We start from the raw sequence: 13,136 nt of genomic DNA, 5'->3' as shown, positions 1-13,136 counted from the left end.
ATACTGCGCACCGCCTGTCCAGAGCAATGTCCCTAGTAGGCAAGACTGCGTCAAGACGCCTGCAGGCGGGGCCAGATGCGATGCAAATACCAGGAAGCCTGCTCCACACCTTCCAGCCCGAATACGGTAGCCGGACCTTGTTGCAGACGATGGGTCGCGAACAGATCCGCGACGGCATCGGGAGTCACCTGGCGCATCAGGCAGGCTTGGTACAGAAGGGCCAGTTTCTGCGTCCAGGCACGGCCTCCCGCCTGGGAAACCGTGCTCAACAAATCCTGTGCAACCTGACCCAGTTCCGCATCATCTCCCGTACGGGCACGCAAGTCTGCCTGCAAGGCCTCCAGGACACCTTCCTGACTCAAGGCGCGCTGCACATCCAGGCACATCACATTGCCGGAGCCTTCCCAAATCGAATTGACAGGAGCTTCGCGCAGCAAGCGCGGCATGGGGCCATCCTCGATATAGCCGTTGCCGCCCCAGGTTTCCATGGCTTCGGCACACAGGGCGATGGCCCGACGGCATACCCAGAACTTGGCAGCTGGAGCCAGCACGCGTAGCACCGCCTGCGCCACGGGATCATCAGCCCGCTCCTGCAAGTCCACCAGGAACAGGGCCAGATGGGTGGCCGCTTCGCTTTCCAGGCTCATATCCAGCAGTACTGCCTGCATCAAGGGCTGCTCGATCAATTGTTTGCCAAAGCAGCGTCGGTGCTGACAGTAATGCAGGGACTGCACCAAAGCCTGCCGCATCAGGGCGGCACTGCCCAGCACGCAATCAATACGGGTACGGGCCGCCATTCCGGCCAGCAAAGCAATACCGCGACCGGCTTGGCCCACGCGCCAGGCCAGCGCACCATCAAAATCAATTTCGGCACTGGCGTTGGAGCGGTTGCCCAATTTGTCTTTCAGCCTGCGTATATACCGGCGATTCAAGCCATATTCGGTATAGCGCGGCATCAGGAAACAAGAAAACTGCTCGTGCTCACGAGCCAGTACCAGATGCCCGTCCGCCTGCGGCACGGAGAAAAACCATTTGTGCCCGTAAAGACGAAACGCCTGAGCCTGAGGATGCGCTTCAGTGGAGCAGCCGCGCAGATCAGAGCCGCCCTGCATTTCCGTCATGCCCATGCCCAGCAGCACGCTGCTTTTTTCTGTCATCAACTGATCAGAAGAGTCGTACTGATTGATGTCCAGCTTGGCCGCCCATTCCTGAAACGGATCAGCCTGCAATAAGGGCGCAGCGGCGCGCGTCATGGTCAAGGGACACAAGGTGCCCGCCTCAATCTGACCATGCATGTAAAAGCCCATGGCTCGTTGCAGGTGCTGGCCAGATTCGGACTGATGGGGCCAGATATGCAGGCCCTGCTCCATGCCCAGGCTCATCAATTGATGCCATGCCGGATGAAAATCCACCTGATCGACTCGTTGCCCTTGAGCAGACCAGCCTCGCCATTGCGGCGGCTGGCGATTGGCCAAGGCACCTTGTTCGCGCCAATGGGCAGAGCCCAGTTTCTGGCCGTAGTCCGCCAGCGCTTGCCGGACCTCCTGGGAGGCCAGCTTGCTTTGCCAATGTTGTAAAGCCGGATCTTCGCCAAACAGATCGTCATTCATCAAATCCGGCACCTGATTCTGTAACTGCTGTTCCAGACCCATCTCGCCTCCTTGATTCCGGCCGTCTTGCCCCGTCTCTTAATCTAGAGCCATTTGGCCTTTTTGAATTTCCAGTACAAAAATCCGCACACGCTGCCCATCAGGCCCAAGGCCAGGGGGTAGCCCAGCGTCCATTCCAGCTCGGGCATGAATTTGAAGTTCATGCCGTAAATCCCCGCCACCGCGGTCGGCACGGCCAAAATGGCCGCCCAGGCCGCCAGCTTGCGGGTAGTGTCAGTCTGCTGCATCTGCCCTATCATCAAGCCACCTTCAAAGGCGAAGGCCAGGGCTTGCCGCAGGCTGTTAATAAATTCGGAAGTGCGGGCAATGCGGTCTGCCACTTCACCGAAATATGCCCGACTTTCCGCATCCACATACGCCAGCTCGATGCGCGACAAACGACGGCTTAGCTCCGCCAATGGCGTTACCGCGTTATACACGCGCAGCAAATCGCGCCGTAAACGGTAAATACGCCGTACATCGTTTTCCTTGAAGCCCCGAATCAGAAATTGCTGTTCAATGGCCTCTACCGCCTTTTCGGTTTGTTCCAGGCAAGTCTGGTACTGGTCCACAATCAGATCCAGCAACTCCGAGGCGACAAAATCACTGCCCCGCTCCAGCAAGGCCGGTGTGCTTTCCAGACGGGCACGCAGCTCTAAATAGCTGCTGTTGGAACCACGCCGCACCGTCAGCAACAAGCCGTGGGCAATCAGAATCTGCGTAGTACCAAAAAGTGGGCGCAGATCTTTCAGGCCCAAGGTTACCGCCACCACAATCAGGCAATTGCTGAACTCCAGCAATTTGGGACGACGATGAGGGGCAATCAATTCTTCAACGGCATTGTCTGGCAGACCCAGTTGCGCCCCTACTTCGCGCAAGGTCGCCTCGCTGGGGTCTTTCAAACCAATCCAGATAAAGCCGTCCTTCAAGGGATCGTGTACAGGCAGGTGATGAATATCCAAAGCCTGTGCTGGCTGGCCAGACTGATAGCGATACGCGGCCACCACAACGTCTTGTGCATCAGGGGCGACCGGAGCTATTTCTTGCATGCTGTCTCCTTGCAGACAAAGCCAATTTTTTTGTTCGATAATAGCACTGGCCTCCCTCCGCGCTGCGACCGCAGCGACTTGCAAGGAACGACATGAAATCACGATCCATTCTGTGCCTGGGCACACTGATTATGGCCTTGGGCGTAGGCCTGGGCGCGTTTGGTGCCCACGCCCTGCGCGCCATGGTTGACGCTTCGGCATTGGCAACCTGGCACACGGCCGTACTGTATCAATTGCTGCATGGTCTGGGCTTGCTGCTGATTGCCGCGTTGGGCTCGCAATTGAATGCGACCTGGCAGTCGCGCAGCGCAATTCTGATGCTGGCTGGCGTACTGATTTTCAGCGGCAGCCTGTACATTCTGGTGCTTAGCGGCGTGAAATGGCTGGGCGCGATTACCCCTATTGGCGGAGTAGCCATGATTCTGGCCTGGCTCTTTCTGGCCATTGCCGCCCTGCGTGGCAAGGACGCCTGACCCCAGGCCTTTGCCTTCGTATAATGGGGCGCATATTCTGCCTACCAGGAGCGCCCCGTGTCTGATTCCGCCTTTTCCCTACGCGAATTTACCCGCCAACTGCCCAAGGCTGAACTGCACCTTCATATCGAAGGCACGCTGGAACCGGACTTGATCTTCAAGCTGGCCCAGCGCAATCACATTACGCTGCCCTATCCCGATCAGGCCAGCCTGCACGCCGCCTATCAGTTCACCGACTTGCAGTCCTTTCTGGACCTGTACTACGCCGGGGCGGGGGTTCTGATCACCGAGCAGGATTTCTTTGACATGACCTGGGCCTACTTTCTGCGCGCCCAGGCCGATGGCATTGTCCACACGGAAATCATGTTTGACCCGCAGACGCACACGGCACGCGGGATCGCCATGGAAACCGTGTTTGCCGGGATTGCCCGCGCCGCCCGCCAGGCCAGATCCGAGTTGGGGATCAGCAGCTATCTGATCTTGAGCTTCCTGCGCCACCTGAGCGAAGCCGAGGCGTTTGACACCCTGGAAGCCGCCTTGCCCTTGCGCAATCAGTATTCCGACCTGTGGATTGCCATTGGCCTGGACTCCTCGGAAAAGGGCAACCCGCCCGCCAAATTCGAGAAGGTTTATGCCCGTTGCCGAGAGCTGGGTTTCCGACTGGTCGCCCACGCGGGTGAGGAAGGCCCGGCCAGCTATGTACGCGATGCCCTTCAGCTTCTGAAAGTAGAACGCATCGACCATGGCGTGCGCAGCCAGGACGACCCGGCCCTGATGCAGTATTTGGCCGACCACGCCATTTCCTTGACAGTCTGTCCGCTGTCCAACATCAAGCTCAAGGTTTTTGATAGCCTGCACCAGCACAATCTGAAGCATTTGCTGGATCGCGGCCTGAATGTCTGCGTGAACTCGGACGACCCAGCCTATTTTGGCGGCTATCTGCTGGACAACTACCTGCAAACCGCCCAGGCCCTGAATCTGCAGGAGGCCGATTTACGCACTCTGGCAGCCAATAGCTTGCGCTCCTCCTTTTTACCCAAGGAGCAAAAGCAGGCCTGGTTGAACAAGCTGGAGCAGACTCCCGGAAATGACTGAATCCGCGCTGTACCTGCCACGTGCGTTCTTTGCCCGTGATCCGCGTTACGTTGCCCTGGAATTGCTGGGCAAAACCCTGGTTTTGAATGACGAGCGCGGGGAGCGCTGCGCCACCATTGTAGAAACCGAAGCCTATCTGGGTCCCCAGGATCAGGCCGCCCACAGCCGACGCGGTATCACCGAGCGCACGCGACTGATGTTCGGCCCGGCAGGCTACGCCTATGTGTATTTGATCTACGGCCTGCACCACTGCATGAATATCGTCAGCGGTGTTGAAGGCGATGGTACGGCGGTCTTGCTGCGGGCGGCGCAATGGACGTCGCCCGAGGATGGCCCGTCCCTGTCAGGCCCCGGACGATTGTGCAAAGGGATGGGTATAGACAAAGCTTATAACGGTGCAGATGCCTGCGCCCCTGCCATGCATTGGCTGGACGCCCCCGCCCTGCCGCCGGAGCAAATTCTGATCAGCCCACGCATCGGCGTAGAGTACGCGGGCGCCTGGGCCAAGGCCCCCTTGCGCTACTCGATTGCCCAGCACCCCGAGGTGTCCGTCAAGCCGGGCAAAACCACCACAAAACGCAGTGTCAAAGGCCTTAAACGCCCCGCCTAGAACAGGTATTATTAATCCTTCAAGCTGAATGCTTCCCAGCTGCTTTTAAGGATTTCCCATGCGACTCTCCGTACTACTTAGCGTCCTTCCCGCCGTTTTGCTGGCTGCTTGCACGGCCACGGGCAATAGCGCGCAAACAAGCTCGACTTCTTCGTTCAGCGACTCTTCTGGTGGTCTGTGCAATGCGGACGCCTTGAATCCAGCCGGTCAAACCGCCAGCCAAAGCCAAGTTGAACGTCTGGTCAAACAGGCCGGTGCGGCAAAAGCCCGCGTCCTGGCTCCGGACCGCATGTACACCACGGACTACGACCCCACCCGTTTGAACATCCGCGTGGACGAACAAAACAAAATTACCTCTGTTTACTGCGGCTGATCCCTAATGACTCTTGAGCAAAGCCAACACTTGCTGGACACGCTATTTGCCCCTTGGGTGCAAGCCCTGAAATTGCGTGTAGAAAGCATGAATGAAGACGGCGTGGTTCTACGCCTGCCTTTTTCAGATCAATTGACGCACGTGGCCGGTGTGGTCTGCGGTCAGGTGTATATGGCGGCAGCCGATACCGCCATGGTGCTGGCCGTCAGTCAAAGTCTGGGGGAGTTTCGCCCCATGACTACAGTTTCACTGAACACCAGCTTTGTACGCCCGGTTAGCCAGGGGGATGTGCTGGTACACGCCCAAGTGCTGAAGCGTGGCAAAAGCATGGTCTTTGGCGACATCAAGCTGCTGGACGAGCAAGGTCGACTGGCCGCCCACGCCACCACCACCTACGCCCTGCTGCCAGGCTGATGCTCCTCGGGACGGCCACCCGCTTTGCAAGACAGACTCTGACACAAAACAATCCGTCCAGGGGTTTGGCAGAGCGGGCGTGGCACGACTATCATCGTCATAGCAGCTGCGCCCCGGCTTAGCCCTGTGGCCGCTGCCCCGTCCGATTCCTTGTTGATCGCTTTTCTGGAGAAGTTCAAATGGCAAAAGTCCTGGTTCTCTATTACTCCGCCTATGGCCACGTAGAAAAAATGGCCCAAGCGGTTGCCGAAGGTGCACAAAGCGCTGGCGCGACGGTGGACATCAAGCGTGTCCCCGAACTGGTCCCGGAAGCCGTGGCCCAGAAAGCGAATTTCAAGCTGGATCAAGCCGCCCCGGTCGCCACTATTGGCGACCTGGAAAACTACGACGCCATCATTGTCGGCACCGGCACCCGTTTCGGGCGCATCAGCTCGCAAATGGCCAGTTTTCTGGATCAGGCCGGTGGCCTGTGGGCGCGCGGCGCACTCAATGGCAAGGTAGGCGGTGCCTTTACCTCTACCGCCACCCAACACGGTGGGCAGGAGCTGACGCTACTGTCCATTATTCATAACCTGATGCACTTTGGCATGATTGTGGTGGGCCTGCCTTACAGCTTTGCAGGCCAGACACTGCTGAACGAAGTCACTGGCGGCAGCCCTTACGGCGCATCCACCATTGCCGGTGGCGACGGTTCACGTCAGCCCAGCCAGAACGAGCTGGACGGCGCCCGCTACCAGGGCCGTCATATCGCTGAAATTGCAATCAAGCTGAAAGGCTAAAACGGAGTACACAGATGGGCATGATGATAGATGGACAATGGCATAGCAAAGAGCCTGTCAGCAGCACCCAGTCCGATACATTTCAACGTGCCCAGTCTGCCTTCCGGGACTGGATTACCGCCGACGGCGGCCCCGGCCCGGACGGCCAGGCAGCGCAGCCTGCCCAGGCCAATCGCTATCATCTGTATGTCTCGCTGGCCTGCCCCTGGGCGCATCGCACCTTGATCATGCGCGAATTAAAGGGGCTGCAAAAGCTGATTTCAGTGTCGGTGGTGAACCCCATCATGGGCGATCAGGGCTGGACCTTTGAACCGGCGGAGGGCGTGGTGCCGGACCCGGTCATGGATGCGCAGTTCCTGCATCAGCTCTATGCCAAGGCGGACCCGCAATTTACGGGGCGCATTACCGTGCCCGTACTGTGGGACAAGCAGCGCGGCACAATCCTCAATAACGAGTCGGCCGAGATCATGCGTATTTTCAATAGCGCCTTTGATACTTTGGGCGCGCGCAGCCTGGATATGGCACCTGCCGAGCTGCTGGGCGAAATCGACCAGATCAATGCCCATGTATATGACACCGTCAATAACGGGGTATACAAAGCAGGTTTTGCCCGCTCACAAGCCGCCTACGACACAGCAGTTCATGCCCTGTTTGACAGCCTGGACGGGCTGGAGGCTCGCCTGAGCCAGCAGCGCTACCTGACTGGCACGCAACTGACCGAGGCCGACTGGCGCTTGTTCACTACCCTGATTCGCTTTGATCCGGTCTATGTTGGCCATTTCAAATGCAATCTGCGCCGTCTGATTGATTATCCGAATCTGTGGAACTACATGCTGGAGCTGTACCAAATGCCTGGCGTGGCCAGCACGGTCAGCCTGGATCACATCAAGACCCATTACTACAGCAGCCATCGTCATCTGAACCCGACGGGCATTGTTCCGGCTGGCCCTGTACTGGATCTGAACGGGCCCCACGGACGAGGTCATTTACCCGTCCAGCCAGGGCCCTTGCATATCGGTCTTCAGTAACCGGGGCGATCGAAAATATCGGGATTGAGCAAGATGGAGCGGTCTACCTGATTGATATCGGTACGACCGCAAAACGCCATGGACACGTCCAGCTCATTCGCCATCAGTTTCAGCAAACGGGCCACACCGGCCTGCCCCGCCGCACCCAAGGCATACAGGAAAGCACGGCCAATCATGGCACCTTGAGCGCCCAAGGCGCGGGCACGCAACACATCCTGACCGCTGCGAATACCGCCATCGACCAGCACTTCGATCTTGTCACCTACCGCCTTGCTGATCGCAGGCAGGCAGGAAATTGAGGATGGCGCGCCATCCAGCTGACGGCCACCGTGATTGGACACGATCAAGGCATCAGCCCCGCTATCCACGGCGTAACGAGCATCGTCGGCATCCATAATGCCTTTAACAATCAGCTTGCCGCCCCAGGCATTCTTGATCCACTCGATATCTTTCCAGTTCAGGCTCGGGTCGAACTGCTCGGCCGTCCAGGTAGACAAGGAGCGCAGATCCGACACCCCCTTGGCGTGGCCGACGATATTGCCAAAGCTACGACGGTGCGTGCGCAACATATTTCGGCACCAGTACGGCTTGGTCGCCAGATTCAGCAGATTAGGAATGGTGAGGCGCGGAGGTGTGGTCAGGCCATTTTTAATATCTTTGTGACGCTGCCCCAAAACCTGCAAGTCCAGGGTCAGGACCAGCGCCGAACAATTAGCCGCCTTGGCACGCGCAATCAGGTTTTCAATAAAGCTGCGATCACGCATCACATACAGCTGGAACCAGAACGGGGCACGGGTCGCCTGGGCAACGTCTTCCAGCGAGCACACGCTCATGGTGGACAGGGTGAAAGGAATACCAAAATCCCGTGCGGCCAAAGCCGCCAGCATTTCACCATCGGCGTGCTGCATGCCGGTCAGGCCGGTAGGGGCAATAGCCACGGGCATGGCAACATCCTGGCCCAGAAGCTTGGTCTTCAGACTGCGATGGTCAATGTCCACGGCCACGCGCTGTTTGAATTTCAGCTTGTGAAAATCCTGCTCGTTCGCATGATACGTGCCCTGCGTCCAGGAGCCGGAGTCGGCGTAGTCATAAAACATCTTGGGCACGCGGCGTTTGGCCGCCAGGCGGAAATCTTCAGTGCAGGTAATTTTCGACAGATCCATTACATTGGGCTCCAAAACAATGGCGTAATAATGCGACTTTGTGCCCTGTGGGGCAAGTCATCCGGGGCAGACTGTTCGAAGTTTCTGTCTGGCGCGCCTAAAGGACCACCAAGACGAGCCCCCAAGACCAAAAATAAAGAGATTCACTGTTGTCCCGCTGCATGCCTTGCCATCTCTGGCTTTAGAGCCTGCCCGCCGACCCCGAAAAACATAAAAAAAGACGATTTCAGTAAAATTTGTTGATATTTTGGTGACAAGTAAAAATAGCCGTGCTATATTTCTACTTCTTTAGCGGCTGTAGCTCAGTTGGATAGAGTACTTGGCTACGAACCAAGGGGTCGTGGGTTCGAATCCTGCCAGCCGCGCCATATTCAGTAAAAAAGCCATTTCTTCGGAAATGGCTTTTTTGCTTTCTGCTCTCGGACAACAGGCAGGGAAAAGACCCACTACCCCGCCAGGCACCACCCAAACCCCACCCACAATAGCAATACGAGCAGGCTGGAACGAAGAAATAGAATGAGCAGTAGTGGCTTTTTATGTAGACAGGAATAACTCCTGCACGACCTTATCGCCTTTCTGACAACTCAATACCCTCACCGTCCCCAAAGCCATCATGCACCCACACCGCCACGGGGACGGCATAGCTCCATCCACCCGCTTTCCACCAGCATTCTGCAAACCACGCTTTGGTGGTGTTAGCCGCGATACTCAGTCCATCCAAGCCTTCATCCAGGAAATAGTCTTCGTGGAAGGCGTCCATCTTGTCCAAACCCAGAGACAGTTCCAGGGCTCTACCGGGAAAGATGGAAGGGTCGCTGCTATCTACTTTATTATTTTCACCGCTGTAGTAAATCCATGCCGACGGGGTTTCCAGGCCATCTTCACCAAAAAAAATTTGCACCTGGGCATCCGCAACGCTATCTGGCACAGGCAAGGCGAACAAGGTACGTAACTCGGTAATGAGATGCTTTGAAGCTCGTTCCAGACACCGCCTGTAACGCTGCTGAAACTGTGCCGGACTTAAGCCGAATGGGACCATACCTGTAACTCCTGGGGCTTTGAAACTGCAACTAATTGACTTGGGGCTGCGTCATCATCACGCTTGATGTTGACGCAGCCGCCACGAAGAATAATAGTTCCTCTCCCCAGTCAGCAAGCCACTCTTGCATTGGCAAGACTCTGAATGCCACTGCTCACTCCTGATCTCGGCTATAGCTCAAATCACTCAGGTACCTGGCGACGAATCGGAGACCTGGGGTCACGTCCTGCCAGATGGACTATCCCTACAAACAAATAACAGACGTGCAAAAGCGGCGCTACCTGTTAGCGCCGCTTTTTTACAACCCAAAGCAGACGCGCTTAGAAGCGGGCTTGCACATTCACCATAAAGTTACGTGGCTCGCCATAAATCAGGCCGTTATAGAAACCGAACTCTCGATAGTATTCCTTATCGAACAGATTATTGACGCGTGCCGTCACGCTCAGATTCTTGTTCACGTCATAACGCGCCATCACGTGGGCCAGCATGTAGCCGGACTGACGAATCGGGCTGTTATCAAAGCCGCCGCCCGTCAAGGGACGACCGGGCATAGGCGTGGATGTCGTGGAGCTGTCATAGCTGATACTGGTCCCCAACGTCAGCTTGTCGGCCAGCACGTTCGGACGATACGTGGTGCTAACACGGAAGCTGTGACGCGGGTCCTGACGTGGACTGCTATTGGGACTGGAATCCACCACATTCATATAGGTGTAGCCAGCATACACATTCCAGCGATTGGTCAGCGCCCCCGCCAGTTGCAAATCCACACCCGTGGATTTGATACCCGTAGCATTGGCCACATACGCCTGATCGCCGGTATCCAGCACGGTGCGATCATCATCGGCCTTGGCGACGTTGGTCTGCTTGGCATGGAACACGGCCACGGTGCTGGACAAGCGATCATCCAGCCAGGAGCTCTTGATACCCGCCTCGTAGCTGGCCCCCGTAATTGGCTTGATGATATTGCCTGCCACATCGCGCTGGCTTTGCGGTTTGAACACGTCGGTATAGCTGGTGTAGAGCGTGTGATTCGGCGTGACATCAAAGGTCAGGCCTAGATAGGGTGTCCATACCTTCTTGTCCAGCTCGGAGCGACGGGCGCTTTTGAGATTGTCCTTGTCGTAATCGTAGGCATAGGTTTTGTAGTAGCTATAGCGCGAACCCAGAATGACTTTCAGATTGTCAGCCAGCTCCAGACGGGTGGCGATGTACGGGCCGTAATTAGTCGTCCGTGTCACACCGCGCGCATCGGTACGGAAAGTCTGCGGCGCACCGTACTCATTACCATTCCAGGTCTGCCAGTTGGCCGGCAGATCCAGACGGTACTGACATCCACGAGCAGGCACATGACCATCAATATGGCAGTTCCCCAAGGCCCCACTGAACTGATAGGAAGTCTCCTCTGAGCGCTGGCCGTTAAAACCCAGAATCAACTCATGCTCGCGACCCAATAGTTTGAATGGCCCGGTGACATTCAAGGAAAAGGCATGCTGCGTGCCCTCGCTCTCCGAATGCAGGCTGTTCAAATACGCCAGGCCCGTTTCCCTATCAAACAGGCCCCATTTGGAACCGGCGCTATTGGCTTTCAACACCCCAAAGCTGTTGATGCTTTCCAGGTCGCTATAGCTGTAGTTGGCGTCGGCATGCCAGCCACCGCCCAGGTTCTGCTCCAGGTTTGCAAACCAGGTGTGATTCTTGCGCTGGGTGTAGCTCCAGTCCGCAACCGGGTGATAGCTGCGATCGAAATCCGTACGAGTGCCGTCCGAGAACCAGATAGGCACGTTCGTGCCCCAGGATGTGCCCTTGTGCTTTTTATAGGTGTACTCGTAACCCGCCGTCACGCTGGTGTCGGGCGAGAAGTCGTAAGTCACGGTAGCCAGCAGGCCAAAGCTCCTGGGGTTTTCATTGTCGCGGAAGGTGTGGCTGTCATCCCCGCTGAGCACCAGGCGTGCCCGCAAATCCCCATCTTTGCTCAGGGGAGTATTGATATCCCCCATCAGGCGTCGTTTGCGCCAGCTGCCCAGCTCGACATTGCCCTGCAGGCCAAATTCCCGGTACGCCTTTTTACGGGACAGGGAAATACTGGCCGACGGATCACCCGTACCGCCCAGCAAGCCGTTGGCCCCGCGCAAGACGCTGACGTCTTCGTACAGGTCCATATTCACCGCCCCGCCTATGCCGGAAAAACCGGACTCGCCATTGAACTCCAGGCCATCAATCTTGTAGTTATTGATGTTGAAGCCACGCGCCCGGTAGGTTGTACGCGAACCAATATCCACCTCATTGACACTGATACCCGACACCGAGGTCAAGGCATCGTCCAGCGACTGAATGTTTTGATCCTCCATTTGCTGGCGCGTAATGTTGGTGATGGCCTGCGGCGTATCTTTTTCTTCCATGCGCAGCCCGGTCGAGCTTTTGCTGTAAATCTTTTGGTAGCTGTCTTCGGGCTCTGCCTGCTCGTGCCCCTTGACCGTAATGGGCTTGAGCATGGCGGGCGCATCTTGTGCCCAGGCTGCCTGCCCACTCAGGGCAAGAAGAATCAAGGCCGCAAGAGGCTTGAGTGGTGGACGGGATGAAGGGAACGGCAAAACATGACTCCTGTTTAATAATGAGAACAATTCTTGTTCGCCGTAAGATTAGCGTGTATGGTTTCAGGCGATGTTTCGCCTTATGTTCCCGCCCAATCGCAATGTAATGGTATGTAATGACAGGTTTTTCCAGCCCCCAACGCCGTGTATTAATCATTGAAGATGATGTAGAACTTGCCGAGCTGACTGCCCAGGAATTGAGCTTTGGCGGATTCACCACGTACATCGCCGAAAGCGGTGCTCAAGCGTTTGAACTGCTCAAGCGCCACCCGATTTCTCTGGTCTTGCTGGACCTGATGCTGCCCGGCGAGGATGGCCTGGAACTGTGCAAACAATTGCGCGGCATCGACGATCCTCCAGCCATCATCATGGTGACAGCCCGTAATGAACTGGCCGACAAGGTGGCGGGTCTGGAGCTGGGCGCGGATGATTACGTGGTCAAACCCTTTGAATCCCGAGAACTATTGGCACGCTGCAAGGCGGTGATTCGGCGCCATGCAGCTCCACAGGCCCAGGCAGAAACCGCCATCGCGGATGCTCCGCCCTCGCGCTATCACTTTCTGGGCTGGCAGCTGGACCTGAATGCACGCCAGTTGTATTCGCCCCAAGGCGTCACCATCTCCCTGCCCAATTCAGACTTCCATGTGCTGCTGTCCTTGCTGGAAGCCCCCAATAAAGTACTGTCACGCGCCCTGCTGCTGCGCCGCGCCTTTGGCCGCAATCTGAACTACGAAGACAGGGCTATTGATGTGTGCATCAGCCGTATCCGCCATTACATAGAAAAGGATCGTTCCAAGCCGGAGATCGTGCGCACCGTCCGCAACGAGGGCTATATCCTGTACATAGACCCGCAATCCCTGCACGCTGAATAAA

13 protein-coding genes and 1 tRNA gene are annotated in these 13,136 nt (G+C 56.9%); 9 read left to right on the top strand and 5 right to left on the bottom strand.

Annotation, left to right across the window (positions count from 1 at the left end):
- Positions 1-50: 50 nt before the first annotated feature.
- Complete coding sequence (locus ACLPGZ_RS08410) at positions 51-1,652, bottom strand: acyl-CoA dehydrogenase family protein (protein ID WP_239055231.1); 1,602 nt, start codon at positions 1,650-1,652, stop codon at positions 51-53.
- Between the two features lie 41 nt (positions 1,653-1,693).
- Entirely contained in the window at positions 1,694-2,698 is a 1,005-nt protein-coding gene (locus ACLPGZ_RS08405; RefSeq protein ID WP_083054029.1) for a magnesium and cobalt transport protein CorA, read from the bottom strand.
- A gap of 92 nt (positions 2,699-2,790) precedes the next feature.
- On the opposite strand from ACLPGZ_RS08405, the gene ACLPGZ_RS08400 reads away from it, so the two are divergent.
- From ACLPGZ_RS08400 to ACLPGZ_RS08370, 7 genes are all read left to right on the top strand, one after another.
- Entirely contained in the window at positions 2,791-3,171 is a 381-nt protein-coding gene (locus tag ACLPGZ_RS08400; RefSeq protein ID WP_009457750.1) for a DUF423 domain-containing protein, read from the top strand.
- A gap of 57 nt (positions 3,172-3,228) precedes the next feature.
- Positions 3,229-4,266 (top strand): adenosine deaminase, encoded by a 1,038-nt coding sequence (locus ACLPGZ_RS08395; protein ID WP_239055230.1) that lies wholly within the window; start codon positions 3,229-3,231, stop codon positions 4,264-4,266.
- Positions 4,259-4,876: a DNA-3-methyladenine glycosylase gene (locus ACLPGZ_RS08390; RefSeq protein WP_009457754.1), complete on the top strand. Its 618-nt coding sequence runs from the start codon at positions 4,259-4,261 to the stop codon at positions 4,874-4,876. The genes ACLPGZ_RS08395 and ACLPGZ_RS08390 overlap by 8 nt, the downstream gene beginning before the upstream one ends.
- Before the next feature lie 58 nt (positions 4,877-4,934).
- Positions 4,935-5,249 carry an I78 family peptidase inhibitor gene (locus ACLPGZ_RS08385; protein ID WP_022983535.1) on the top strand — a complete coding sequence of 105 codons (315 nt, stop codon included), beginning with the start codon at positions 4,935-4,937 and terminating at the stop codon, positions 5,247-5,249.
- Between the two features lie 6 nt (positions 5,250-5,255).
- On the top strand, positions 5,256-5,663 hold the full coding sequence (locus ACLPGZ_RS08380) for a PaaI family thioesterase (protein ID WP_009457765.1): 408 nt from the start codon (positions 5,256-5,258) through the stop codon (positions 5,661-5,663).
- Between the two features lie 179 nt (positions 5,664-5,842).
- Positions 5,843-6,442, top strand: a complete 600-nt coding sequence (wrbA, locus tag ACLPGZ_RS08375) for an NAD(P)H:quinone oxidoreductase (protein WP_009457766.1) — start codon at positions 5,843-5,845, stop codon at positions 6,440-6,442.
- A 14-nt stretch (positions 6,443-6,456) separates the two neighbouring features.
- The gene (locus ACLPGZ_RS08370; RefSeq protein ID WP_088450866.1) at positions 6,457-7,470 is read left to right on the top strand and encodes a glutathione S-transferase family protein; all 1,014 of its coding nucleotides are present in this window, start codon (positions 6,457-6,459) and stop codon (positions 7,468-7,470) included.
- Here ACLPGZ_RS08370 and ACLPGZ_RS08365 read toward each other — a convergent pair.
- A complete protein-coding gene (locus tag ACLPGZ_RS08365; RefSeq protein ID WP_009457768.1) occupies positions 7,464-8,633 on the bottom strand; it encodes an alpha-hydroxy acid oxidase in 1,170 nt (389 codons plus the stop codon). The two genes, ACLPGZ_RS08370 and ACLPGZ_RS08365, sit on opposite strands and share 7 nt — an antisense overlap.
- A 291-nt stretch (positions 8,634-8,924) precedes the next feature.
- Between ACLPGZ_RS08365 and ACLPGZ_RS08360 the strand changes: the two genes are divergently transcribed.
- A tRNA-Arg gene (locus ACLPGZ_RS08360) sits at positions 8,925-9,001 on the top strand.
- Between the two features lie 197 nt (positions 9,002-9,198).
- Here ACLPGZ_RS08360 and ACLPGZ_RS08355 read toward each other — a convergent pair.
- Together ACLPGZ_RS08355 and ACLPGZ_RS08350 are read right to left on the bottom strand one after the other, a co-directional pair.
- Positions 9,199-9,672: a hypothetical protein gene (locus tag ACLPGZ_RS08355; RefSeq protein ID WP_137431288.1), complete on the bottom strand. Its 474-nt coding sequence runs from the start codon at positions 9,670-9,672 to the stop codon at positions 9,199-9,201.
- 320 nt (positions 9,673-9,992) lie between these two features.
- Positions 9,993-12,263, bottom strand: coding sequence for a TonB-dependent siderophore receptor (locus ACLPGZ_RS08350; RefSeq protein ID WP_429641125.1), 2,271 nt, complete (start codon positions 12,261-12,263; stop codon positions 9,993-9,995).
- A gap of 116 nt (positions 12,264-12,379) precedes the next feature.
- Here ACLPGZ_RS08350 and ACLPGZ_RS08345 point away from each other — a divergent pair, with 116 nt between their 5' ends.
- Positions 12,380-13,135, top strand: a complete 756-nt coding sequence (locus ACLPGZ_RS08345) for a response regulator transcription factor (RefSeq protein WP_035270868.1) — start codon at positions 12,380-12,382, stop codon at positions 13,133-13,135.
- The last annotated feature ends 1 nt before the right edge of the window (position 13,136 follow it).

The sequence above is a fragment of the Alcaligenes sp. Me129 genome, assembly GCF_050487245.1.
GTDB classification, from domain to species: Bacteria; Pseudomonadota; Gammaproteobacteria; order Burkholderiales; family Burkholderiaceae_B; genus Alcaligenes; species Alcaligenes phenolicus.
Note: the sequence above shows the minus strand (reverse complement) of the source record. Positions and strands in the feature narration are given on the sequence as shown.